This window comes from Pantoea sp. X-Soil-TKNS-1211 (assembly GCF_059730495.1).
Genome location: NZ_AP035953.1, coordinates 2,914,818 through 2,940,732 on the forward strand (window position 1 = coordinate 2,914,818; position 25,915 = coordinate 2,940,732).

The 25,915-nt window shown below is 55.8% G+C and carries 17 protein-coding genes; 12 read left to right on the plus strand and 5 right to left on the minus strand.

Annotated elements, in window-relative coordinates; all coding sequences use genetic code 11:
* Nucleotides 1-244: 244 nt before the first annotated feature.
* On the plus strand, nucleotides 245-1,246 hold the full coding sequence (locus tag AC6I8W_RS13855) for an IS110 family RNA-guided transposase (RefSeq protein WP_497835483.1): 1,002 nt from the start codon (nucleotides 245-247) through the stop codon (nucleotides 1,244-1,246).
* An 18-nt stretch (nucleotides 1,247-1,264) separates the two neighbouring features.
* On the opposite strand, the gene asmA is transcribed toward AC6I8W_RS13855, so the two are convergent.
* The 3 genes from asmA to udk all read right to left on the minus strand — a co-directional run bounded on the left by asmA (nucleotide 1,265) and on the right by udk (nucleotide 4,392).
* Nucleotides 1,265-3,064 (minus strand): outer membrane assembly protein AsmA, encoded by a 1,800-nt coding sequence (gene asmA / locus AC6I8W_RS13860; RefSeq protein ID WP_497835484.1) that lies wholly within the window; start codon nucleotides 3,062-3,064, stop codon nucleotides 1,265-1,267.
* A 21-nt stretch (nucleotides 3,065-3,085) separates the two neighbouring features.
* Nucleotides 3,086-3,667: a dCTP deaminase gene (gene dcd, locus AC6I8W_RS13865; RefSeq protein ID WP_013509754.1), complete on the minus strand. Its 582-nt coding sequence runs from the start codon at nucleotides 3,665-3,667 to the stop codon at nucleotides 3,086-3,088.
* Between the two features lie 83 nt (nucleotides 3,668-3,750).
* Nucleotides 3,751-4,392 carry a uridine kinase gene (gene udk / locus AC6I8W_RS13870; RefSeq protein ID WP_480364529.1) on the minus strand — a complete coding sequence of 214 codons (642 nt, stop codon included), beginning with the start codon at nucleotides 4,390-4,392 and terminating at the stop codon, nucleotides 3,751-3,753.
* Between the two features lie 237 nt (nucleotides 4,393-4,629).
* Here udk and AC6I8W_RS13875 point away from each other — a divergent pair, with 237 nt between their 5' ends.
* The 3 genes from AC6I8W_RS13875 (at nucleotide 4,630) to yegD (ending at nucleotide 9,387) form a co-directional block, all read left to right on the plus strand.
* Entirely contained in the window at nucleotides 4,630-5,244 is a 615-nt protein-coding gene (locus tag AC6I8W_RS13875; protein WP_497835485.1) for a phosphatase PAP2 family protein, read from the plus strand.
* A gap of 159 nt (nucleotides 5,245-5,403) precedes the next feature.
* A complete protein-coding gene (locus AC6I8W_RS13880; RefSeq protein WP_497835486.1) occupies nucleotides 5,404-7,968 on the plus strand; it encodes a diguanylate cyclase in 2,565 nt (854 codons plus the stop codon).
* A 66-nt stretch (nucleotides 7,969-8,034) separates the two neighbouring features.
* A complete protein-coding gene (yegD, locus tag AC6I8W_RS13885) occupies nucleotides 8,035-9,387 on the plus strand; it encodes a molecular chaperone (protein WP_497838192.1) in 1,353 nt (450 codons plus the stop codon).
* An 81-nt stretch (nucleotides 9,388-9,468) separates the two neighbouring features.
* Here yegD and AC6I8W_RS13890 read toward each other — a convergent pair whose 3' ends face one another.
* Complete coding sequence (locus AC6I8W_RS13890; protein WP_497835487.1) at nucleotides 9,469-10,806, minus strand: carbohydrate porin; 1,338 nt, start codon at nucleotides 10,804-10,806, stop codon at nucleotides 9,469-9,471.
* Between the two features lie 279 nt (nucleotides 10,807-11,085).
* A complete protein-coding gene (locus tag AC6I8W_RS13895; protein WP_497835488.1) occupies nucleotides 11,086-12,048 on the minus strand; it encodes an aldo/keto reductase in 963 nt (320 codons plus the stop codon).
* A gap of 243 nt (nucleotides 12,049-12,291) precedes the next feature.
* Between AC6I8W_RS13895 and AC6I8W_RS13900 the strand changes: the two genes are divergently transcribed.
* From AC6I8W_RS13900 to yegS, 8 genes are all read left to right on the plus strand, one after another.
* Nucleotides 12,292-13,536, plus strand: coding sequence for an MdtA/MuxA family multidrug efflux RND transporter periplasmic adaptor subunit (locus AC6I8W_RS13900; protein WP_497835489.1), 1,245 nt, complete (start codon nucleotides 12,292-12,294; stop codon nucleotides 13,534-13,536).
* Entirely contained in the window at nucleotides 13,536-16,658 is a 3,123-nt protein-coding gene (locus AC6I8W_RS13905) for an MdtB/MuxB family multidrug efflux RND transporter permease subunit (protein WP_497835490.1), read from the plus strand. Before AC6I8W_RS13900 ends, AC6I8W_RS13905 begins: the two co-directional genes overlap by 1 nt.
* Entirely contained in the window at nucleotides 16,655-19,741 is a 3,087-nt protein-coding gene (gene mdtC / locus AC6I8W_RS13910; RefSeq protein ID WP_497835491.1) for a multidrug efflux RND transporter permease subunit MdtC, read from the plus strand. The genes AC6I8W_RS13905 and mdtC overlap by 4 nt, the downstream gene beginning before the upstream one ends.
* Nucleotides 19,742-19,748: 7 nt before the next feature.
* Nucleotides 19,749-21,158 carry an MFS transporter gene (locus AC6I8W_RS13915; RefSeq protein WP_497835492.1) on the plus strand — a complete coding sequence of 470 codons (1,410 nt, stop codon included), beginning with the start codon at nucleotides 19,749-19,751 and terminating at the stop codon, nucleotides 21,156-21,158.
* The gene (gene baeS, locus AC6I8W_RS13920; protein WP_497835493.1) at nucleotides 21,155-22,540 is read left to right on the plus strand and encodes an envelope stress sensor histidine kinase BaeS; all 1,386 of its coding nucleotides are present in this window, start codon (nucleotides 21,155-21,157) and stop codon (nucleotides 22,538-22,540) included. Before AC6I8W_RS13915 ends, baeS begins: the two co-directional genes overlap by 4 nt.
* A 9-nt stretch (nucleotides 22,541-22,549) precedes the next feature.
* Nucleotides 22,550-23,257, plus strand: a complete 708-nt coding sequence (gene baeR, locus AC6I8W_RS13925) for an envelope stress response regulator BaeR (RefSeq protein ID WP_497835494.1) — start codon at nucleotides 22,550-22,552, stop codon at nucleotides 23,255-23,257.
* Nucleotides 23,258-23,399: 142 nt separating this feature from the next.
* Nucleotides 23,400-24,773, plus strand: coding sequence for a prephenate-dependent tRNA uridine(34) hydroxylase TrhP (trhP, locus tag AC6I8W_RS13930; RefSeq protein WP_497835495.1), 1,374 nt, complete (start codon nucleotides 23,400-23,402; stop codon nucleotides 24,771-24,773).
* Nucleotides 24,774-25,006: 233 nt separating this feature from the next.
* Nucleotides 25,007-25,906: a lipid kinase YegS gene (gene yegS / locus AC6I8W_RS13935; protein ID WP_497835496.1), complete on the plus strand. Its 900-nt coding sequence runs from the start codon at nucleotides 25,007-25,009 to the stop codon at nucleotides 25,904-25,906.
* The last annotated feature ends 9 nt before the right edge of the window (nucleotides 25,907-25,915 follow it).

Sequence of the window (25,915 nt, forward strand, 5' to 3'; positions counted from 1 at the left end):
GGAGGGTCAGATTATGATTTCCCTGAAATCAGTTCTGATAACCGGGAAGCCGTGCGCCGCTGGAAGCAGCTTTTACAGTGACTTCGTACGTAGAGTGGCTCCCGCCTCCTTGTTCAGGCCGAAGAGTACCAGGAAGCTTTCTCTCGCGAGACTGACTTCGCATTACAAGGCAGGCTGAACAATCTCAGATGACGAGGTCGGGAACCGGTTAACAGTTTACGCTATTTTGCCTTCCGGAGGCCACATGACCTGTTTTGCCGGGATCGATATTTCTGCCAGAACCTTTACCTTTGCCGTACGCGTTAACGGTAAAACAACGCTGGTTTCTGAGCTTAATCAGACACCTGAGGACTATCAGGCTTTTGCGAAAAAGCTGATATCGCTGTCCCCCGAACGCATCGTTATGGAAGCAACCGGTGTCTACCATTTTGACCTTGCGGTGGCTCTTGTCCGTGCCGGGCTGCCCGTCTGCGTCATTAATCCCGCCAGTTATCACCACTATGCCGCCATGCGCCTGAACGCTGCCAAAACTGACGCCCGTGATGCGGTACTGCTGGCTGAATATGGAGAAAGCATGAGGCCTGCACTCTGGCAGGCTCCGGATGATGACTGCATGGCGTTGCGCGATATCGCCCGCATGATGACGCGAGCCGTTCAGTCCCGGACACGTTCAAAAAACCGTCTTCATGCGCTGGAAACCCGCGCCGGAACTGCCGATGTCCTGCTGGAGCTGGAAGAAGAAGACGTGGAATATTACAGCCGTAAGGTAGAGAAGCTGCACGCGCTGGCGCTGAAAATCATCGCGAAAAATAGCGCCCTGAAAGCGGCGTTCATGTGCCTGTGTTCAGCCAAAGGCGTCGGAGAGACAACGGCCATTACTGTACTGGGCGAGCTGAGCCTGCTGCCCCGGGATATGAAGGCAAATCAGGTAAGCCGTCATGCGGGCCTGCATGTGAGGCAGAGCCAGTCGGGCAGCAGCGTGAACCGTCCGGGACGTCTGGGTAAAGCGGGCAACGGTCATCTGCGTAGGGCGCTGTATATGGCCGCGCTGAGTGCTGCGCAGCATGAACCCCGCGCCGCGATGTTTTATCAGGGGCTGATAAAAAGAGGTAAGAAGAAAATCCAGGCGATATGCGCAGTAATGCGGAAATACCTGACCGGCTTATGGAGCTGTATAAAGCACGGTCAGGATTTTGATTCAGCGAGACTTTTTAGTACCAAGCATCGGGAAAGTGTTGATGCTTAACAGAGTATCTACGTTGGCTTAAGGTTTTGATTTAGAGGATTGCTGCCGATCCAGCCACTGCTCCAGTCGGCTTTTCGCCTCACTTTGCAACTGCTGACGCAATACCTGATCCACCGGCAGCGAATACTGCAAATTATCCCACCGTCCGTACATGCGTAACGGGATGGTCTGCTCATTCATCACCGCAGCCAGCTTCTCATCGCCTTTCCAACCACGCAGCATCATATTGATGGTCACGTCCAGTTGACGGGTGAGCAGATTAATATTGCCCTGGCTTTGCACCGCCAGATGATTGCTCCCACCTTGTAAATCAGGCAGCGTAACAACACCTTTATTCAGGCTGACACGTCCGCTTAATTGCTGGATGCCTTGATCCTCACTCTCATCGTTGCTGACCCGATTGCTGACGCGCGCCACAGCACGGCTAATCATCTGTTGCAGATTAAGTTGCGCCAGTTGCAGGTTATTGGCCGTCAGCTCTGCACTCCCCTGCCACTTCTGCTTAGCATCATCAAGGCTTAAACCGCTACCGCTCAAATCTCCTTGCAGCGATATCGTCCCCTGTAGCGCCTCCGGCAATTGAAACGCTTTCAGCAATGGCGCAATCGCCACCTGTTGGAGTTCTGGTTGTAGCGCCACCGTGGTGATCGGATGACGAATATCTACCGTGCCCGGAATAGAAAACTGTCCATCGCCCAACTTACCCTGTAGCTGGCTCAGCGTCATTAAACCTTCCTGATTGCTGGCCTTAATTTGCAGGTTGTTGAGTGTCAGGCCACGCCATACCGCCTGCTCCGCCGTGAGATTAAGTGTCAAATCCATCATATTCAGCGGCGAATCACTGTTATCCCGCTCACGAGGTTCTGCAATCACCGGAGTACGAATCACGCTGGCATGTTGCGGAGCGCTGCTGTCACTGACCGGGGCGCTCGCCATCAGGTTATCGAGGTTAAGTGCCGTCGCGTGCAGTTGCAAATTGAGCTGCTGTGGCAGCATCAAACTCCCTGCGGCACTGCCATCAAGCACGCTGTCATTCGCACTCAGTTGCAGTTTGTTTAACGCAAATTGCTGGCGGTCGTTGTTCCACTCGCCATCGCCACTTAAGGTGCCTTTGATCCCCTGCGTCGGCAGATTCGCGCCATCAATAGTATAATCCAGCGCATCAATGCGGCCTTTGAGACGGTGCGGATACTGCGCCGCATCAAGCTGGCCCTTCAGACCGACCGTGAGATTACGTTGATTACGTGAAATGCGCGTGCTGAGATCAATGCTGGCTTGCTTGCTGGCATCCTGATTCAGGCTGAGGTTGAGATCGCGAAAGTTGTACTCGTCACCACCCTGCTGTTGCCAGATGAGCAGGCTATCAGCAAGCCGCAGTTTACCGATATCTAACGACCAGCCATTGCTGCTGGCCGGCGGTTCGGCATCACGTGGCCCCACCGGCGATCCACTGGGCCTTTGCGCATCACTCTCAGGGGTCACTCGAAGGATGGCGTTCTTCAGCATCACCTGACTGACGCTAAGTTGATGAGACAGTAACGGCCAGAGGTTCACGTCAAGACGCATATTCTCGGCGGTAATCACCGGCTGGCTGGCACCTGGTGCGGTCAGGCTCATGCGACCCGCCAGAATACTGAGCTGCGGCCAAACATGCCAACGCAAATCACCGTTAACCTGAAGCCGATAACCACTGCGTTGTTCCACCTGTTGTACCATGTAGGTACGAAAGTCGTTGGGATTCACCAGCAACACCAGTGCGGTCATTCCCGCGACGACCACCACTAACAGGATGGCCAGCGTGGTTATCAATCTTCTCATTACATCCTCAAAGTTTGACGATCAATCTTTGTCGATACGACTGGCATCAGCACCCTGCTGACCACGATATTTCGCATCTTCACGGCGATTATACGGGCGAGCTGCCGGACCGGAGAGCGGTTCAAAGCTCAATGCGCCAATCAGCATACCGGGACGCAGTGCCAGCGGCAGCTTACCGGAGTTGTAAAACTCCAGCACAATACGCCCCTGCCAGCCAGGGTCAATACGGTGCGCGGTCACGTGCACCATCAAACCCAAACGCGCCAGTGATGAACGCCCATCCAGCCAGCCAACCAGATCATCTGGCAGCGTCACCGACTCCAGCGTGACTGCCAGCGCCAGTTCACCTGGATGCAGGAAGAAGGCTTCCCCTTCCGGCAACACAATTTCATCGCTCATCACGCGGTCCAGCGCAGCACTGACTTCATGCTTTGGACCACTTAAATCGATAAATGCAGCGGTGTGACCACGAAAAGTGCGGAACTGATTACCCAGGCGCACATCCACGGTGGCCCCATTAATACGCTCAACCGGTGGGCGCGGCGAAATTGCCAGCTTACCGCTGTCCAGCCAAGTTTCTATATCGCGATCGCATAATCTCATCGCTGTGACTCCATGATTTAAGTGTAGCGAAAGGTTGCCGCTGTTGTGACAACCTCAGGCGCGCACGCCCATCCGGACGCGGTTTATTCGAAGAACTGGTTAATTTTTGCCTTGAGGATATCAATAGCAATACGATTTTTCCCACCGCGCGGCACAATAATGTCGGCGTACTGCTTGGAAGGCTCGATAAATTGCAGGAACATCGGACGCACCGTTTTCTGATACTGGCTCATCACCGAATCCATCGAACGGCCACGCTCGTTGACATCACGCTTCATACGACGCATCAGGCAAATATCCAGCGGGGTATCGACAAAGATGGAGAAATTCATCTCCTGACGCAAGCGCGCATCGGTAAGTAACAAAATCCCTTCCAGAATGATCACTTTCTTTGGTTTCAGGTGGATGCATTCGGTGGTACGGGTGTGTTCAACATAACTATAAACTGGCAGATCAATGTTTTGCCCCGCCTTCAGCGCCTGCAAATGTTGCAGCAGCAGGTCATGATCCATCGCACTGGGATGGTCATAATTGGTTTTTACCCTCTCTTCCATGGTGAGGTGACTTTGATCTTTGTAGTAAGCATCTTCCGGGATCACCCCGATATGCTCGTCACCGACCTGGTCACGGATTTCACGATAGAGCGTGCTGGCAATAAGACTTTTTCCGGATGCGGATGCACCTGCAATGCCAACGATCACGCACTGATGAGACTTGTCAGTCATACTTTTTTAAGACCTGATAACTGGAGCCTGTTGAAGCATATGCTTCGACCGGCCGATAATGAGAGGGTTTGGTTGGCGGCAATTATAGGGATTTCACCGGTTTGATGCCAGAGAAATGCAGCCGACGCCTTTTCAGATTATCCCCTTTTGCAGCGGGACAGTTAATCGATACACTGTAATCTGGCGACTCTGTATCCAGAGTTGTGCCTGTTCGATAGTCATCCCGCAAGGAGAAGTATGAGCTGGAAAACCCTGACCTATTTTGGTGACAGTATGTTGCTGATCCCCACTGCGGTGATCATCGCACTGGTGTTGCCGTGGAAAAGCGACAACCAACGTACCGTCTGGTATTGGTTGTTGGCGTTTGGCCTTGCGGGTTTGCTGGTCAGTATTTCTAAAATCCTGTTTCTCGGCTTTGGCATTGGCAGCGCAAGATTTAACTTCACCGGATTTAGCGGCCACAGTGCGATGTCAGCCACGCTCTGGCCGGTCATGATGTGGCTGGTTTCCGGCCGCTGGTCTACCCTCTGGCGGCTATTTACCATCGGTATCGGCTATTTGATCCCGCTGATGGTCGGGTTTTCGCGCCTGGTGATCCACGCGCATTCGCTCAGTGAAGTGCTTGCCGGTCTGATGCTTGGCTTTACCCTTAGCAGCGCGTTCCTGCTGAGCCAGCGCGACACCGCGCTGAAAGGCTTTAGTCTGGCGCAACTGGGTGTCGCCTTTCTGGTACCACTGTTACTGATGAGCCACGGTCGTGTTGCCACCACCCAGCAATTTCTTGAGCGCTTCTCCGCTGACCTCGCCGGACTGGAAAAACCCTATACCCGCGCGGACCTGTTTCGTCAGTGATCAGTCAGCCCTTTGTTAACAAAGGGCAATTCAATGCATTGAATAAGGTACAAAAGTGAATTCGCGGCAGACATCTTTGTCAGATGTGCTAGCATGCCAGTTAGAGAATGACTGGCGCATTTTTCGTCGTGTTGCGGATGCGCGCTGCTGGATTCGTGCATGACCCTCGAAATATTGACCTCGCAGGATGGCTCAAAGAAACATTGGCTCAATACCCTCTACCTGGGGGTTATTTCGTTTCTGCTGACGCTGTTTTGTCTGGAACTGATCATCGTCAGTGGGCGTATTTCCCCGTTGTGGTTTTCCACCGCGTTAATGACCATTGTGGTGTTCCGCGCCCCGGTGCAACGCGTGCCGCTGCTGCTGTTGGGTTGCCTGGTGGGCACGGCGCTAGCCAATCTGCTGGTGATTGGCCCGGCGATCAGCAACCTCAAATTTGCCCTGCTTAACATGTTACAGGCGCTGATGGGCGGCATCATGCTGCGTTTGCTGCTCGATCGTCGTGCCCCCCTCAATTCATTACTTGATTGGGGTCGCTATGTGATCAGTGCCGGTATCATCGCCCCTTTTGCCGGTGGTTTGCTGGCACTGTGGTTGTTACACGTCAGTGGCACCGCTTCGCTGCCATTTTTCTCCACGTGGGTGATTTCCGAGGTCATCGGTATGCTGGCACTTGGCCCGGTATTGCTGCTGTGGCCGTTAGGCAAGCAGGAAAACCCGGTGGCCCGCCATCGCAGTATCGAGACCATTCTGACCCTGGCGTTTACCCTGTTCGCCAGCTACTTTATCCTGCGCTATCTGCCGTGGCCCTTTACGTTTATTGTAGTGATCCTGTTTTGGTGCGCGATCCGCCTGCCGAAGTTTGAAGCCTTTTTACTTTTCCTGCTCAACTCCAGCTTTATTTCGCTACTGCTGGCATTCAACCTGGTCAACCTCGGCCATGATGACCGGATGCTGAGTCAGGCCGGCACCTGGCTTCCTTTTCTGTTGGTGTTAATCCCGAGCCATGTCATGGCCCTGGTGATGGATGCGTTCCAGCGCGAAAAAAATCATATCGCGGAGAGCGAAACCCGCTTCCGTAATGCCATGGAATATTCCGCCATTGGTATGGCCCTGGTTTCACCACAGGGTAATTGGTTGCAGGTCAACCAATCGTTGTGTCGGACCCTGGGTTTTCCGGCGGAGGAATTGTGCAAGCTGACGTTTCAGCAAATTACCCACCCTGACGATCTGAACAACGATTTGCAGCAACTCAAGCGGCTGTTAGGCGGGGAAATCATGACTTACACCCTCGAAAAACGGTATTTCCGCAAAGATGGCGAAACCGTCTGGGCGCGTCTCACGGTCTCCGTGGTACGCGATGCCCAGCAACAGCCACTCTATTTCATTTCGCAAATCGTCGATATTTCTGAACTAAAGCAGAGCGAGCAGGTGAATCGACGCCTGATGGAGCGAATCACGCTTGCCAATGAAGCCGGTGGCATTGGCGTATGGGAATGGAACCTGGTGACGGGCGAGTTGATGTGGGACAAACGCATGTATGAGTTGTTTGCACTGGCACCGCATGAAGTCCCTACCTACGATCTCTGGTTACAGCGAGTGCACCCGACAGACCAGGAATACGTTGCCCTGACGGTGCAGCAGGCCATTGAACGCCGCAGCGCGTTTCATATGGAATATCGCATTGGCGTGCCAGGCAGCATCCGTTATGTCCGTACCGAAGCCAACCGCATCCTCAGCCAGGATGGACAAATCGAACGTATGCTGGGTATCAGCCAGGATATCACCCACTTGCGCGCCCTCAACGATGCGTTATTCCAGGAAAAGGAACGCATGGCCATTACCCTGGATTCGATTGGTGAAGCGGTGATCAGCACCAACGATGAAATGCAGGTCACCTTTATGAATCCAGTGGCGGAAAAGATGACCGGCTGGACGCAGGATGCGGCGGCAGGGATGGCGATCTCCGAGCTGCTCAACATCACACACGGTCCGGACGGGCCAAGAATCCAGAATCTGCTGCTGTGCCAGCTGCCTGCGGAAAAAACCACGCCAGATCTCGAAGAGGAGCTGGTGCTGCACACCGCCGACGGCGGGGTATTCGAGGTCCACTACAGCATCACGCCATTGAAAACGCTGACCGGCGAAAGCATCGGTGCGGTGATGGTCATTCAGGATGTCAGCGAATCACGTAAAATGATGAAGCGCCTGAGCTACAGTGCGTCTCACGATATGCTGACACGCCTGCCCAACCGACTCAGCTTTGAAAGGCAATTGAAGCGTCTGCTCAGTGATGCGGCCGTGAATCAACACCAGCACGTGCTGGTGTTTATCGACCTCGATAAATTTAAAGCGGTCAATGATACCGCAGGCCATGCAGCAGGCGATGCGCTGTTGCGCGAGCTTAGCGAACTGATGCAGCACCATATCCGCAGCAGTGATTTCCTTGCCCGCCTCGGTGGTGACGAATTTGGCTTGCTGTTGCCTGACTGTGACGTTGATGACGTGCGCGAGGTGGTACAACGGCTGGTGACGGCGATCAATCAGTATCGTTTTATGTGGCTGGATGGCATCTATCAGGTCGGTGCCAGTGCCGGTATCACGCAGATCGACGAGCATAACTGCATCAGCAATCTGGTGATGTCACAAGCCGACGTTGCCTGCTACAGCGCCAAACACGCCGGGCGTGGTCAATATCATGTGTATCAGGAAATACAGATGTAATCTGCCTTGCCTGCCCGCGCGAGCTGCGCTAAAGTCGCCCCCTTTTTTCCGGCATGGGGGACAATGATGTTTATCGGATTCGATTATGGCACCGCCAACTGTTCCATCGCAGTCAGCGATGCGGGCACACCACGGCTGCTGACGCTGGAGAATGGCCAGCGCCTGCTTCCCTCCATGATTTGCGCGCCAACGCGCGAAGCCATCAGCGAATGGCTTTATCGCCACCATCAGGTGCCGACCCCCGATAGCGAAGGCCAGGCGTTGCTGCAACGCGCGCTGCGTTTTAACCGCGAAGAAGACATTGATGTGACCGCCAGCAGCGTCCAGTTTGGCCTTACCGCGCTGCAAAATTACATGGTCGATCCCGAAGAGGTGTGGTTTGTTAAATCACCCAAATCCTTTCTCGGTGCCAGCGGCCTGAAACCCCAGCAGATCGCGCTATTTGAAGACCTGGTGTGCGCCATGATGCTGCATATCCGCCAGCAAGGTGAAAGCCAACTGGACCAGCCGATTGAGCAGGCGGTGATTGGCCGTCCGATCAACTTCCAGGGACTGGGCGGCGATGAGGCGAATGAGCAGGCGCAGGGAATTCTGTTGCGTGCAGCCAAACGCGCGGGCTTCCGCGATGTGGAATTTCAGTTTGAACCGGTCGCCGCTGGGCTGGATTTTGAAGCCACCCTGACCAAAGAGACACGGGTGCTGGTGGTCGATATTGGCGGCGGCACCACCGACTGCTCCATGCTGTTGATGGGGCCAGAGTGGCGCAATAAAGCCGATCGCCGCGCCAGTTTACTGGGCCATAGTGGCTGCCGTGTGGGCGGAAACGATCTGGATATTATGCTGGCGTTCAAAACCCTGATGCCGCTGCTCGGTCTTGGTGGTAGCACGCAGAAAGGCATCGCCCTCCCCGCCCTGCCGTGGTGGAACGCAGTGGCGATCAACGATGTCCCGGCACAAAGCGAGTTCTACTCAACCGCCTGCGGCAAGCTACTGCGTGATTTAATACGCGACGCTCAGGATCCTGAACAGGTCGCACACTTGCTGAAGGTTTGGCAGCAGAAGCTGAGCTATCGTCTGGTGCGTGCCGCAGAAGAGAGCAAAATCGCGCTTTCCGATCAACCTGTCACCTCCGCCTCGCTGGCATTTATCGCCGCGCAATTGCAGACGGAAACCAGCGCAGCACAGTTGGAAGAAGCGATCAATCAGCCGCTGGAACGCATTCTTGAACAGGTTCATCTGGCACTGGCGACCTGCGCCACCAAACCAGAAGTGATCTATCTGACTGGCGGCAGCGCCCGTTCACCGGTGCTCCGTGCGGCCTTACAACAGGCTTTACCGGATACGCCGATTGCCAGCGGCGACGACTTTGGCTCGGTCACCGCCGGTCTGGCCCGCTGGGCTGAAATTATGTTCAGTTAACCGAATATAAATCCGTAGCGGCGCGATTTATCGCGCGGAATGTGAGGCGTCCCTCAGGACGCCTCATTGGCAAGCTATCAATCAGAAATTGATATTCGCCGCAATACCGCCGATAAACGCATCTTTCACTTCGCTTACCGCCCCCGGAGCCACAACATATTGCAGGTTCGGACGCAGTTGCAGCCATTTGGTCAGCTGAGCGTTGTAATAGATTTCATAGTTATATTCAGAGCCATCCTGAATCGGCAGATAAGTTGGGCTGTTGTAGTCCGTTTCACCATTCGCGGCATTCTGCTGACGTAAAGCTGTGGTATAAGAGCTGTTCACATGAATTCGTGCCGCACCAATACCAATTTCATCGGCAGGACGTGCATCAAACGGCCCTTTCCAGGTAAAACTGATAGATTGATAGTTATCGGTTTTCGAGGTTTTATGGTCGTTCATCACCGCCTGCACCGTAACACCCAGACCACGGCTGGCATCGCCGCCCTGCGCAGTCAGCTGTTGTTGCAACAGCACATAACCACCGTAGGCGTGAGCCTGATCCTGGTAAGCTCCGTTACGCCAGCTGCCGTACACATCGCCATCAACCGATGAGTAGTAATAACCGATACGGTAGTTACCCGGCAGTTTGTCCGATCCAAAGGTCGGTTTCCAGCCCAATTCCACCGGCACCATGTTGCCGAGTGAGTTGTTCATATCAAGACGGAAGCCATTGCCGGTATCGTAGTTTTTCGGGTTATCGTTATAGAAGCCCACCAGGAAGAACACTTCCGGCGTAAAGTTAACTTTGATGCGGCCGCCCCATTGGGAAACTGGCCAGTTGTACCAACGGTCACCACGCCAGTTACCGGCCTGCCCGCTACCGAACGCCAGGTTCTGGAACTTACTGTCGAAGTTATCGAAATCTTCACCGACGGTGACACGACCCGCTTTGATATCGACCACATCATTAAACAATCCCTGACGTAACCAGAACTGAGTTAAACGCCAGGTCTGACCGCGACCGTATACTTCCTGAACAGACGAGAGCATGCCGCTGCGTGGGTCGCCGACCTGATCGGAGATGTTGCGGCCATTACGGTCGGTAATGGTCATCTGGAATTCAGCATCCTGCCAGTTCAGCAGTTTTTCCAGGTCGAGATTGACGCCAAATGCCCACTGGTCGCTGTAACGCATTGAAGTGTTTTTGTCATAGCCGCCGCCAAGGTTGGAGGCACTTTCCATCGTATAGTTAACATCGAATTTGACGCCGTCATTCTCAAGCTGCGTTCGGTAACCGCCCCAGTCGCCAAACATATAGGGTGAATCGTAGCTGAATGCATCCGCTGCCACGGCAGATGCACTCAGCAGAGCGAACATAAGGGTACCCGCGGCCAGACGGCTCGGGATGCGCTGCACTGCTTCTTTTCTGTTCATGATGATTATTCTTTTGTGAGTTACTGGAAAGATCGAGCAGAGAATAGTGCTGAGGCGGGGGTGGTTTTTGCAAATATGTGCTCAGAGTTCCGTGAGGTGACAGTTAATTAACTCAATTGTGACAGCGATCGATGAATGAATATCTTTTGATGAAAATGGCATTTTTTGACTGGCAGAAATTATGCGCCAGTTATAATGCGCAACTGACTGTAGCGGCGCGATTTATCGCGCGGTTTTTAACAGACGCGCGATAAATCGCGCCGCTACCAAAAACAATTATCACTCGGCACTGGCGCGAGACAGTTCTTCAATCTCTTGCTTACTTAACGTGAGTTGGGTGGCTTTAACCAGCTCATCAATCTGCGCCAACGAGGTCGCACTGACAATCGGTGCGGTAATACTCGGGCGGGCAATCTGCCATGCCAGGGCTACCTGAGCGGGCGAAACATCATGGGAATCGGCTACAGTGTCCAGGGCTTCAAGAATGCGCACGCCACGCGGATTAAGGTATTTTGCGACCACTCCCTGACCACGCGCACTTTTGCTGGCATCCGCCGCGGTGCGATATTTTCCGCTGAGGAAGCCACTCGCCAGTGAATAGTAGTTAATCACCCCTAAACCCTGTTCCACCGCCACTTGCTCAAGGCCGTTTTCATAGCCCTGACGATCGTACAGGTTGTACTCCGGCTGTAACGTTTCATAACGTGCCAGCCCCTGCTGCTCACTGATACTCAGCGCTTCCTGCAAACGTTCGGCGCTGTAGTTAGAGGCACCAATCGCCCGCACCTTGCCCTCTTTAATCAGGGAATCAAACGCGGCCAGCGTCTCGGCCAGCGGGGTGTCCTGGTCATCGCGGTGTGCCTGATACAGGTCGATATAATCGGTTTGCAGACGGCGCAGTGAATCCTCCACCGCCTGACGAATATATTGCGGTTTCAGGCCCTTTTTGTCCGGCGACAGTTCCATACCGACCTTAGTCGCCAGTACGATGCTGTCGCGCTTGCCGGTTTTTTTCAGCCAGTTACCGATAATAGTTTCCGATTCACCGCCCTGATTGCCGGGCGCCCAACGCGAATACACATCGGCAGTGTCGATAAACCACAACCCCTTCTCCACCAAGGCATCCAGCAGGGAAAAGGACGTTTTCTCATCCACGGTCCAGCCAAACACATTCCCACCAAAAGTAAGAACCGGCACTGCAATACCCGTGTCGCCAAGCTGGCGAGTTGATTGTTGACTCATTTTATTTCTCCTTAATTGAAACGAGACGGCTCAGCTACCCAGCTTAGCAAAGGGGATAAACGGCTTATGAAAAAATCCTGATAAAATTCGTACAGAATATGAATACTTAGCGTGCACAGGACGATATCCTTATTTCCTTCAATTTTCGCCCATGCCAGGCGACTACAATTCTTTCGTTTGCGCTCCGGCAGGTTGGGCGGCGCATTTTGGGGAAAACGAATTCGCTGGAGAGCATATAACTTCATGAACACCCGACGTCCATTGTTAAAAAAAAGCCTTATTACTCTGGCGATCGTCGCTGTACTGGCGGGCGGTTATTACTGGTGGCAACATCCGGCAGAACCGAATAAACAACCGCAGGCTGAAGGGCAACGCCATCATGGGCGCGGTGCGGGAGGGGCTAATGGTGCCAACCGCCGCCCATTAGCCCCGGTACAAGCTGCCACCGCCGTATTGCAAAGCGTGCCCCATTATCTCAGCGGATTAGGCACCGTGACTGCGGCGAACACCGTCACGGTGCGCAGCCGGGTTGATGGTCAGCTAATGGCGCTACATTTCAATGAAGGGCAACAGGTCGACGCTGGCGCATTGCTGGCGGAGATCGATCCGCGACCTTATCAGGTCGCACTGATCCAGGCACAAGGTCAGTTGGCAAAAGATCAGGCGACGCTCGCCAACGCCAAACGTGACCTCGCCCGTTATGAAAAGCTGGCGAAAACCTCACTGGTTTCGCAGCAGGAGTTGGATACCCAACGTTCGCTGGTGAGTGAAACCCTCGGTACCATCAAAGCGGATGAAGGTAACGTCGCCAGCGCACAACTGAACCTGACCTACAGCCGGATTACCGCCCCCATATCCGGTCGTGTAGGCCTGAAGCAGGTCGATGTCGGCAACTACATCACCTCTGGCGACACTACCGGCCTGGTGGTGATCACCCAAACGCACCCGATTGATGTGGTATTCAGCGTGGCCGAGAACAACATCAGCCAAATCCTCAAGGCGCAGAAAAGTGGCCAGCCGTTGGTGGTAGATGCCTGGGATCGCAGCAACACCACCCTGCTCACCTCCGGTTCATTGCTGAGTATCGATAACCAGATCGATGCCACCACCGGCACCATCAAATTAAAAGCGCGCTTCAGCAACCAAGATGACTCGCTATTTCCCAACCAGTTTGTTAATGCACGGCTGAAAGTCGATACCTTGCAGGATGCTGTGGTGATCCCGACCGCTGCGTTGCAAATGAGCAACGACGGACATTTTGTCTGGGTGGTGAACAGCGAGAACAAGGTCAGCAAAAAGCGCGTCACCGCTGGATTGCAGGATAGCCAGAAAGTGGTGATCAGTGCCGGGCTGGAAGCGGGTGAACGCGTCGTGACCGACGGTCTGGACCGCCTGACCGAAGGCGCAACCGTTGAGATTGTCGCACCGCAAAGCACCGCCACCCACAGCAGTCGTGCTACACAACCGGCACGTGGAGATCGTCAATAATGCAGGTTATGCCTCCTGACGCCAGCGGCGGACCGTCGCGCCTGTTTATTCTGCGCCCGGTCGCCACCACCCTGTTGATGATCGCTATTTTGCTGGCCGGGATCCTCGGTTACCGCTTCCTGCCGGTTTCAGCGTTGCCGGAAGTGGATTATCCAACGATTCAGGTTGTCACCCTTTACCCTGGCGCCAGCCCGGATGTGGTGACTTCCTCAATCACCGCACCGCTTGAACGCCAGTTCGGCCAAATGTCCGGGCTGAAGCAGATGGCTTCGCAAAGTTCCGGCGGCGCTTCGGTGATTACGCTGCAATTCCAGCTGACGCTGTCGCTTGATGTCGCCGAGCAGGAAGTGCAGGCCGCAATCAACTCCGCCACCAATCTTTTGCCGAGCGATCTGCCCAATCCTCCGGTCTACAGCAAAGTTAACCCGGCCGATCCACCGATCATGACCCTCGCCGTCACCACCACCAGCATGCCGCTGACTCAGGTACAGGACATGGTGGAAACCCGCGTGGCGCAGAAGATTTCCCAGGTCAGCGGCGTGGGTTTGGTTACCCTCTCCGGTGGACAACGCCCCGCCGTGCGCGTGCAGATGAACGCCCAGGCGCTGGCGGCGTTAGGGCTAAGCAGCGAAACGGTACGCACCGCCATCAGCAACGCTAACGTCAATTCGGCGAAAGGTAGTCTTGACGGTCCGACCCGCTCGATCACCCTGTCGGCCAACGATCAGATGACCTCTGCCGAGGATTATCGCCAACTGATCATCAGTTATAACAACGGTGCACCGGTACGTTTAGGTGATGTCGCCACCATCGAACAGGGTGCTGAAAATAGCTGGCTCGGGGCCTGGGCCAACCGTCAGGCGGCCATTGTGCTTAACGTGCAACGACAGCCAGGCGCCAACATCATCGCCACCGCCGACAACATTCGGGCGCTGCTGCCGTCGCTGACCGCCGCGCTGCCCAAATCGGTTGAAGTCAAAATGCTCACCGATCGCACCACCAATATCCGCGCCTCAGTAGCCGATACTCAGCACGAACTGATGCTGGCGATTGGCCTGGTGGTGATGATCATCTATCTGTTTCTGCGCAATGTCCCGGCCACCATTATTCCGGCGGTGGCGGTTCCCTTGTCGCTGGTGGGCACCTTTGCGGCAATGTATTTCCTCGGTTTCTCGATCAACAACCTGACGTTAATGGCGCTGACCATCGCCACCGGCTTCGTGGTCGATGACGCCATCGTAGTGATCGAAAACATCTCCCGTTATCTGGAAAAGGGGGAGAAACCGCTCACGGCAGCGCTAAAAGGGGCCGGTGAAATCGGTTTCACCATTATCTCCCTCACCTTCTCCCTGATTGCCGTGCTGATCCCGTTGCTGTTTATGGGCGATGTGATTGGCCGTCTGTTCCGCGAGTTTGCTGTCACCCTGGCGGTCGCGATCCTGATCTCTGCCGTGGTATCACTGACGCTGACGCCAATGATGTGCGCGCGCATGCTCAGCGCGGAGTCACTGCGCAAACAGAACCGCTTTTCACGCGCCAGTGAAGCGATGTTTGACCGGGTAGTTGCGGGTTATGGCCGCTGGCTGACGCGGGTGCTCAAACACCCGTGGTTAACACTATCCGTCGCATTAGGCACCCTGCTGCTTACCGTCCTGTTGTGGATCGTTATCCCCAAAGGGTTCTTTCCGCAGCAAGACAACGGCATCATTCAGGGCACGTTACAGGCGCCACAATCCGTTTCCTATGCCAGTATGGCGCAGCGTACCCGTGATGTGGCTTCCATCATCATGAAAGATCCGGCGGTGCAGAGTCTGACCTCGTTTGTCGGGGTCGATGGCACCAATGCCGCCCTGAACAGCGCACGGTTACAAATCAACCTCAAACCGCTGGCAGAACGTGATGATCGTATTCCGGCGGTACAGAAACGCTTACAGGACGCGGTCGCCAGCGTACCGGGCGTCTCGCTGTGGCTGCAAGCGGTACAGGATCTCACCATCGATACCCAGGCCAGCCGTACCCCTTATCAGTTCACGCTGCAATCCGGTTCGCTCGACTCGCTGAGCACCTGGGTGCCCGCGCTGCTTAACCAGCTAAATACCCTGCCGGAACTGCGTGATGTCAGCAGCGACTGGCAGGACCAGGGGTTGGAAGCCTTTATCCGCGTCGATCGCGACAGCGCCAGCCGTCTGGGTATCACCATGGCGGATGTCGATAACGCGCTGTACAACGCCTTCGGCCAGCGTCTGATCTCCACCATTTACACCCAGGCCAATCAGTATCGCGTGGTACTGGGACAAAATAACGAGGCCACACCAGGTCTTGCCAGCCTTGACGGCATTCGCCTGACCAGCACCGACGGCGGCAGCGTGCCGCTGAGCGCGATTGCTAAAGTGGAAGAACGACATGCGGCGCTGAGCATCAACCATCTCGATCAGTTCCCCTCGGCAACTTTCTCGTTTAACGTGGCCGACGGTTATTCACTGGGCGATGCGGTAAAAGCCGTCAGTGCAGCCGAAGATCAGGTGGGGATGCCTGCCGAGATGATGACCCAGTTCCAGGGCAGCACGCTGGCGTTTGAAGCCGCGCTCACCAGCACGGTATGGCTGATCATTGCCGCCGTGGTGGCGATGTATATCGTGCTGGGCGTGTTGTATGAAAGCTTTATTCATCCGGTCACTATCCTCTCAACACTGCCCACCGCCGGGGTGGGTGCGCTGCTGGCCCTGATGATCAGCGGCAACGAGTTGGACATTGTCTCGATCATCGGCATCATTTTGTTGATCGGTATCGTGAAGAAAAACGCCATCATGATGATCGACTTTGCGCTGGCAGCGGAACGTGAACAGGGCATGGCCCCACGTGAAGCGATTTATCAAGCCTGTCTGCTGCGTTTCCGCCCGATTCTGATGACCACGCTGGCGGCGCTGCTGGGCGCGCTGCCGCTGATGCTGAGCACCGGCGCAGGAGCGGAGTTACGCCGTCCGCTGGGGATTGCCATGGCTGGCGGCCTGATCCTCAGTCAGATCCTGACATTGTTTACCACCCCGGTCATTTACCTGTTGTTTGACCGTCTGGCACAGATCACCCGCCGCCGCTTCCGCCGTTCGGAGGCGCAGCCGTGAAGTTCTTTGCTCTGTTCATCCACCGACCGGTCGCCACCACGCTGCTGACGCTGGCGATTGCGCTGGCGGGCATTCTCGGTTTTCGCCTGCTGCCGGTCGCTCCCCTGCCGCAGGTCGATTTTCCGGTGATCGTTATCTCCGCGTCGCTGCCAGGCGCCTCACCGGAAACCATGGCCTCATCGGTTGCCACCCCACTCGAGCGCTCACTCGGACGCATCGCCGGGGTGAGTGAGATGACCTCCACCAGCTCGCTGGGCAGCACGCGTATTATCCTGGTGTTTGATTTTAATCGCGACATCAACGGTGCCGCACGTGATGTGCAGGCGGCAATCAACGCCGCGCAAAGCCTGTTGCCCACCGGGATGCCAAGTCGTCCGACATACCGTAAAGCCAACCCCTCCGATGCGCCGATTATGATCCTGACGCTAACCTCGGATATTTATAATCCCGGTCAGCTGTATGATTACGCATCAACGCAGCTGGCGCAGAAACTGTCGCAGATTGAAGGGGTCGGCGATGTCACGGTGGGCGGAAGCTCGCTCCCCGCAGTACGCGTCGAGCTGAATCCACAGGCATTGTTTAATCAGGGCGTGTCATTGGACGCGGTGCGCACGGCGATTGCCAACGCCAACCAACGCCGCCCACAAGGCGCAATTGATGATCAGCAGCAACGCTGGCAGCTGCGCACCAACGATGAACTGCAAACCGCCAGCGATTATCAGCCGCTGGTAGTGCATTACAACAACGGTGCGGCGGTACGGTTGCGCGATGTGGCGAGCGTGCAGGATTCAGTGCAGGATGTGCGCAACGCCGGGATGACTAACGGCAAACCGGCGGTGCTGCTGGTGATCCGCAAATCCCCGGAGGCCAATGTGATTGACACGGTTGATCGCATTCGCGCGGAGTTGCCGGAACTCCATGATGTCATTCCCGCCGCCATTGATCTGCAAGTGGCGCAGGATCGCTCACCCACCATCCGCGCTTCTTTGCAGGAAGTGGAGCAGTCGCTGATCATCGCCGTGGCGTTGGTGATTCTGGTGGTGTTTTTCTTCCTGCGCGACGGGCGTGCCACTCTGATCCCTGCCGCCGCCGTACCGGTATCGCTGATTGGCACCTTCGCCGCCATGTATCTGTGCGGCTTTAGTCTGAATAACCTGTCATTGATGGCGCTGACCATTGCCACCGGTTTCGTGGTGGATGATGCCATCGTGGTGCTGGAGAATATCGCTCGCCACGTTGAAGCTGGGATGAAACCATTGCAGGCGGCGTTGCAGGGAGTACGGGAAGTCGGCTTTACCGTGTTGTCGATGAGCCTGTCGCTGATCGCGGTGTTCCTGCCGCTGCTGATGCTCGGTGGCATCATTGGCCGCTTCTTCTCCGAGTTCGCCATTACGCTCTCGGTGGCGATCCTGATTTCGCTGTTCGTCTCCATCACCCTGACGCCGATGATGTGCGCATACCTGTTGAAACCGCACGCACCACGCGCGCAACCGCGCCTGCGCGGTGCCGGACGCCTGTTGATGGCGGTGCAGCATGGCTATGGTCGCTCACTTGGCTGGGTGTTGGATCATGCACGCTGGGTCTTGCTGGTGTTGCTGGCAACGGTCGGGCTGACCATCTGGCTGTTTATCTCGATCCCCAAAACCTTCATGCCGGAGCAGGATACCGGACGCCTGACCGGCTTTATCTCTGCCGACCAGAGCGTCTCCTTCCAGGCGATGCGTGGGAAATTGCAGGACTTTATGAACATCATCAAGGCTGACCCGGCGGTGGATAACGTCACCGGTTTCACTGGAGGCTCGCGCACCAACAGCGGCTCGATGTTTATCTCCCTCAAACCGCTTTCCGAGCGCAGCGAGAACGCCCAACAGGTGATTGCCCGCCTGCGCACCAAGCTGGCGAAGGAGCCAGGCGCCAATCTGTATCTCAACGCGGTGCAGGACATCCGCATTGGCGGACGCGAGTCAAACGCCAGCTACCAGTACAGCCTGCTGTCCGATAACCTTGCGGATCTGCGCAGCTGGGAGCCGCAGATCCGCAAGGCGTTTGCTGCCCTGCCAGAGCTGGCCGACGTAAACTCCGACCAACAGGATAACGGCAGCGAAATGGCGCTGACCTACGACCGCGAAAGCATGGCGCGGCTGGGAATTGATGTTTCCGCTGCGAACGCCTTGCTGAATAACGCCTTTGGGCAACGGCAGATTTCGACCATTTATCAGCCGCTGAACCAATACAAAGTGGTGATGGAAGTGGAACCGCGCTACACCCAGGACATCAGCGCGCTGGAACAAATGTTTGTCATCAACAGCGATGGAAAAGCCATCCCGCTCAGCTGGTTTGCCCGCTGGCAACCGGCCAATGCGCCACTGTCTGTTAACCATCAGGGCTTATCTGCCGCTTCGACTATCTCTTTTAACCTGCCAGAAGGAGTATCCTTGTCGCAGGCATCCGATGCCATTGACCGCACCATGACGGCACTGGGCGTACCAACCAGCGTGCGCGGCAGTTTTGCTGGTACGGCGCAGGTGTTCCAGCAATCGCAATCCAGCCAGCTGTACCTGATCCTGGCGGCGATTGCGGCGGTGTATATCGTGCTGGGGATGTTGTATGAGAGCTACGTCCATCCGCTGACTATTCTCTCTACCCTGCCCTCCGCTGGTGTCGGGGCGCTGCTGGCGCTGGAGCTGTTTAACACGCCGTTCAGCCTGATTGCGCTGATCGGCATTCTGCTGCTGATTGGCATCGTGAAGAAGAACGCAATTATGATGGTCGACTTTGCGCTGGAGGCGGAACGGAACGGCAACCTGACGGCACGTGAAGCGATATTCCAGGCGTGCCAGCTGCGTTTTCGCCCGATTCTGATGACCACGCTGGCCGCGCTGTTTGGCGCACTGCCGCTGGTGCTGACCAGCGGTGACGGCGCGGAACTACGCCAGCCGCTCGGTATTACCATTGCTGGCGGCCTGGTGATGAGCCAACTGCTGACGCTGTATACCACGCCAGTGGTGTATCTGATGATGGATAAGCTGCGACGCAGGAAGCGGCCCGGCGCTGATCAATATTCAGGAGAATTAACGGGATGAAGAGACCATGACCACTCAGAACGCGACCGTTCGCTGGCAACTGTGGATTGTCGCTTTTGGCTTTTTTATGCAGTCGCTGGATACCACCATCGTCAATACCGCCATTCCCTCCATGGCACGTGACCTCGGCGTTAGCCCACTGCATATGCATTCGGTGATTGTCTCCTACGTCCTGACGGTGGCTGTCACCCTGCCACTGAGCGGCTGGCTGGCAGACCGTTTTGGCGTGCGTAATATCTTCTTCACCGCCATCGTGTTGTTCAGCATCGGTTCGGTGTTCTGCGCCTTCTCCAGCACGCTGGATCAGCTGGTGCTGGCGCGCGTGATTCAGGGCGTGGGCGGCGCGATGATGGTGCCCGTTGGGCGCTTAACGGTGATGAAAATCGTGCCGCGTGAGCAATATATGTCGGCGATGACGTTTGTTACCCTGCCCGGCCAGGTCGGTCCGCTGCTCGGTCCGGCTTTGGGTGGTATCCTGGTGCAGTACGCCAGCTGGCACTGGATCTTTCTGATCAATATCCCGGTCGGCATTGTGGGTGCCATTGCGACCCTGGCGATCATGCCCAACTACACCATGCAAACCCGGCGCTTCGATTTTCTCGGCTTCGGTTTACTCGCCGTGGGCATGGCAACCCTGACGCTGGCGCTCGATGGGCAGCGCAGCACCGATGGCTCCGCGCTGCTGCTCGGCATGCTGATTCTGATTGGCGTCTTTTCCCTGTTGTTTTATTTGATGCACGGTCGTCACAACGACAATGCGTTGTTTAGTCTGAAATTATTTGATAACCGTATCTACTCCATTGGCCTGCTCGGCAGTTTTACCGGCCGTATCGGCAGCGGCATGCTGCCGTTTATGACACCGATTTTTTTGCAGGTGGGCCTCGGCTTCAGCCCGTTCCATGCGGGTCTGATGATGATCCCGATGGTGCTGGGCAATATGGGGATCAAACGTGTCGTGGTGCGGATCGTGAATATGTTTGGCTATCGCAATGCGCTGGTCGGCGGCACCTGCGCGCTGGCATTGGTGGTGCTGCTGTTCCCGGCGGTGGCGTTGCTGGGCTGGACCTGGCTGCTGCCGGTGGTGTTATTGCTTCAGGGAATGGTCAACGCGATTCGCTTCTCATCAATGAACACCCTGACGCTGAAAGAACTGCCGGATGAGTTAGCCTCCAGCGGTAACAGTTTGCTCTCGATGATCATGCAGCTCTCCACCAGTATTGGTGTCACCATCGCCGGTCTGCTGCTGGGGGCTTTCGGTCATGGTGCCATCGCCAACAGCGCCGCAACCCATCAAACCTTTATTTACGCTTACCTCAGCATGGCGCTGGTGATTATCCTGCCTGCGCTGGTGTTCTGGCGTGTGCCGAAAGATGTGAGCAAAAACGTCGATCTGCGACGCAAAAGGAGTGAAGGATGAAGCGAGCGCTGAAACTCGGCATTGGCCCGAAGCTGTTTATGGCGATTTTCTCCACCTGCATGTTGGTGATCATCATCATGCACTGGGGAGTGCGGCTGAGTTTTGAACACGGCTTTGTCGATTACATCCGTAAAGGTAACGAGCAACGGCTGACCCTGTTGAGTGATGCGCTGGCCGATCAATACGAGCAGCACGGCAACTGGGATTTCCTGCGCAATAATGACCGCCTGATTTTCGCCATCCTGCGTTCGCTGGAGCAAAACCCCGGCAGTGAAAATCAACTGCCGCCACATGGCTGGCGCACCCAGTTCTGGATTATTGACCAACAATACAAGGTACTGTCAGGCCCACGCTCCCCAGTGCCACCCGAAGGCACACGGCGCAATATCACCACCAGCAATGGCAAAGTGGTCGGCTGGGTGATTGGCTCACCGGCTGAGCGCTTAACCCGCAGCACCGACATCAATTTTGACCAGCAACAACGCCGCACCAGCTGGATCATCGTGGCGTTTACCGCGCTGATGGCCGCGCTGGCGACCTGGCTGATGGCGCGGGGTTTATTGGCCCCGGTGAAACGCCTGGTGGACGGTACTCACCATCTGGCGGCGGGCGATTTCGCTACACGGGTTGAGGTGGGCAGCAGTGACGAACTCGGGCAGCTGGCGCGTGACTTTAATCAGCTCGCCAGCTCACTGGAAAAAAACGAGAGCAATCGCCGTGCCTTTATGGCAGATATCTCCCATGAACTGCGCACGCCGCTGGCGATTTTGCGTGGTGAGCTGGAGGCCATGCAGGATGGCGTACGCAAATTGACACCGGAAGCCATCACCTCGCTACAAAGTGAAGTGGTGGTGCTGACCAAACTGGTGGACGATCTGCATCAGCTGTCCCTGTCCGATGCCGGAGCCCTCGCTTACCGCAAACAGGCGGTGGATTTGGGTCATCTGCTGGAGGTGGCGGCGGGTAGCTTTGGCGAGCGCTATCGTAGCCGTCAGTTGACCCTGCAACTGACATTGCCAGCTGAAGCGCCGAGTTTCGGCGATCCGGATCGACTGATGCAGCTGTTCACCAATTTGCTGGAAAACAGCCTGCGTTATACCGATGCCGGTGGTCAGGTGCGCCTGACCATGAAAAACCTCGGCGACAGCTGGCAACTCTGTTTTGCCGACAGCGCCCCCGGTGTCGATCCGGCCCATCAGGCTCGCCTGTTTGAGCGCTTCTTCCGCGCTGAAAGTTCGCGTAACCGCGCCAGCGGCGGTTCGGGCCTCGGTCTGGCGATCTGCAAAAATATTGCGGAAGCGCATGGTGGCAGCATTAGTGCAGATCTCTCTGATTTAGGTGGTCTGCAAATCACGCTAAACTTGCCTTATGTTCCCCATTAAGCACAGCCTATGAGCATGGAAAAGCACGACCCTTTAATCCTTGTTGTTGAAGACGAGCCGAAACTGGCGCAGCTGATGATTGATTATCTGCAAGCGTCCAACTATCGCACCCATCACATTGGCGACGGCAGCGACGTGCTGAGCTATGTGCAGCAAACGCCGCCGGATTTGATGCTGCTGGATTTAATGTTACCGGGTCGCGACGGCTTAACCCTGTGTCGCGAAATTCGGCGCTTCTCCGATCTCCCGATCATCATGGTGACGGCGCGCACCGAAGAGATTGATCGTCTGCTTGGCCTTGAGATCGGTGCTGACGACTATATCTGTAAACCCTTCAGCCCACGCGAAGTGGTGGCACGGGTGAAAACCATTCTGCGCCGTGTCAAACGCACGCCGGAAGAGGCTCAGCAAGCCTCGCATTTGCTGATTGACGAAGGCCGCTTCCAGGCCAGCTGGCGTGAACAGCAGCTGGAACTCACCCCGGCTGAGTTTCGGTTGTTGAAAACCCTGGCGTTGGAGCCCGGCAAGGTTTTTTCGCGTGAACAGTTGCTCAACCATCTGTACGACGACTATCGCGTGGTGACGGATCGCACCATCGACAGCCACATCAAAAATTTACGCCGTAAACTGGAAAACCTCGACGCTGAACAACCGTTTATCCGCGCGGTGTATGGGATGGGCTATCGCTGGGAGGCTGATGTGTGCCGCATTCTGTAGCGGACGACGCCTTACCTTGATCCAGGTCAATTTACTCGTGGGTGGGGCTGCCTAAAATTCCCCACCTTTTGCAGGGCCGTCTGATACGGCCTCTGCACCTGCCATCGTCGATGGCATGCTGACCTGACATCAGTGAGATCCCATGTTTAAACCTGAACTGCTTTCTCCAGCGGGAACGCTGAAGAATATGCGTTATGCCTTTGCCTATGGTGCCGATGCGGTGTATGCCGGGCAACCGCGCTACAGCCTACGCGTGCGTAATAACGAATTCACCCATGAAAACCTCGCCAAAGGCATCAATGAAGCCCACCGGCTGGGTAAAAAATTCTATGTGGTGGTGAATATCGCGCCGCATAACGCCAAACTAAAGACCTTTATCCGTGATCTGACGCCCGTGGTCGCGATGCAGCCGGATGCGTTGATCATGTCCGATCCCGGTCTGATTATGCTGGTGCGCGAGGCTTTTCCGGCCATGCCGATTCATCTCTCGGTGCAGGCCAACGCAGTCAACTGGGCGACCGTGAAGTTCTGGCAACAGATGGGGTTAACGCGCGTGATTCTCTCGCGCGAACTGTCACTGGAGGAGATCGCTGAAATCCGTCAGCAGGTGCCGGAAATGGAGATCGAGATCTTCGTACACGGTGCGCTCTGTATGGCCTATTCCGGCCGTTGCCTGCTTTCCGGCTATCTGAACAAACGCGACCCCAATCAGGGCACCTGCACCAACGCCTGCCGCTGGGAATACAATGTGGTAGAGGGCCAGCAGGATGAGGTCGGCAATATCGTCGGTTTCCACCAGCCGGTTGCCGTGCAGGACACTACGCCCACGCTGGGACTCGGCACCCCCACGGATCGCGTTTTTCTGCTGGAAGAAAAAATGAAACCGGGCGAGACCATGAGCGCCTTCGAAGATGAACACGGCACCTATATCATGAACTCAAAAGATCTGCGCGCCGTGGCACATGTCGAACGTTTGAGCCAGATGGGCGTACATTCGCTGAAGATCGAGGGACGTACCAAATCATTTTATTATTGTGCGCGGACCGCCCAGGTATATCGCCGGGCGATTGATGATGCCGCCGCAGGTAAACCTTTCGATCCCTTGTTGCTGGAAACGCTGGAAGGCCTGGCGCATCGTGGCTACACCGAAGGTTTTCTGCGTCGTCATACTCATGACAGCTACCAGAATTACCAGCAAGGCTATTCAGTGTCCGAACGCCAGCAGTTCGTCGGTGAATTTACCGGTGAACGCCGTGGCGAATGGGCGCAGGTGGCGGTGAAAAATAAATTCCTGCTGGGTGATCAGTTGGAGATCATGACGCCCAACGGTAATCTGAATTGTCGTCTGGAAGCGATGCAGAATGACAAAGGCAGCGCGGTCGAGATAGCACCCGGTGATGGTCATCGCGTGTGGTTGCCGGTGCCGGAGCATGTCGACGTTGCTTTCGCCCTGCTGCTGCGTAATTTCACCGACGGTAACAGCACGCGCGACCCGCACGGCAACGACCGCACTTAATGAAAAGAAATGGGCGAAATTAGAACAGGATCACAGACCGCCGTTTCGCCCTGGCGTAAACTCGCTTTCGCTGCTAACGAGTAACAATAATCAGCAGGTAGTACCAGGAACCACCTCATTCACCCGCCCGGCTCCCCCGTGCGGGTTTTCTTTTTTTCATCCCCGCACCGATAAAGTTCCTGTCCCAGCTATGCTATAACCAATTTTCTCTGGAATGCGTCAAGGAACAGATTATGCAAAATCCATCGCTCACGTTATTGATCCTCAATGGTAAAGGTGCCGGAAACGAAGAGTTACGCACCGCGGTAAATAAGCTCCGTGGCGAAGGCGTTAATCTGGCAGTCCGTGTCACCTGGGAAAAAGGTGATGGCGACCGCTATGTGCAGGAGGCCGTCAGCTTGCAAGCGGAGACGGTGGTGGCCGGTGGTGGCGATGGCACCATCAATGAAATTGCTACTGCGCTGGCAGCGTTACCCGCAGCCCAACGTCCGGCACTGGGTATTTTACCTCTGGGTACCGCGAATGATTTTGCCACCAGCGCAGGCATTCCGCTGGAGATGGAACCGGCATTGCGCCTCGCAGTGCTGGGCAAGGCGACAGCCATTGACCTGGCGCGTGTTAATGGCGATCGCTACTTTATCAATATGGCGACCGGGGGTTTTGGCACCCGTATCACCACCGAGACCCCGGAAAAACTCAAATCAGCGCTGGGTGGCGTCTCTTATTTTATTCATGGCCTGATGCGCGTTGATGCGCTCAAACCGGACCGCTGTGAAATCAACGGACCGGGTTTTGACTGGCAGGGCGATGCGCTGGTGATTGGCATTGGTAACGGACGACAAGCGGGTGGCGGCCAGAAGTTGTGCCCGGATGCGCTGATCAACGATGGGCAGCTCAATCTGAGTATCGTGACCGCCCAGGAACTGCTGCCAACCTTGCTGCATTCGCTAACGCGCGATGATGAAAACCCCAATATCGTCTCGGCGAAATTGCAGTCGCTGAGTATTCGCTCCCCGCACGAGATGACCTTTAACCTGGACGGCGAACCGCTAAGCGGCAGCGAGTTCCGGATTGAGATACTGCCGGGCGCATTGAGTTGCCGTTTGCCGCCACAGTGCCCGCTGCTGGCGTAACCCAGGCCC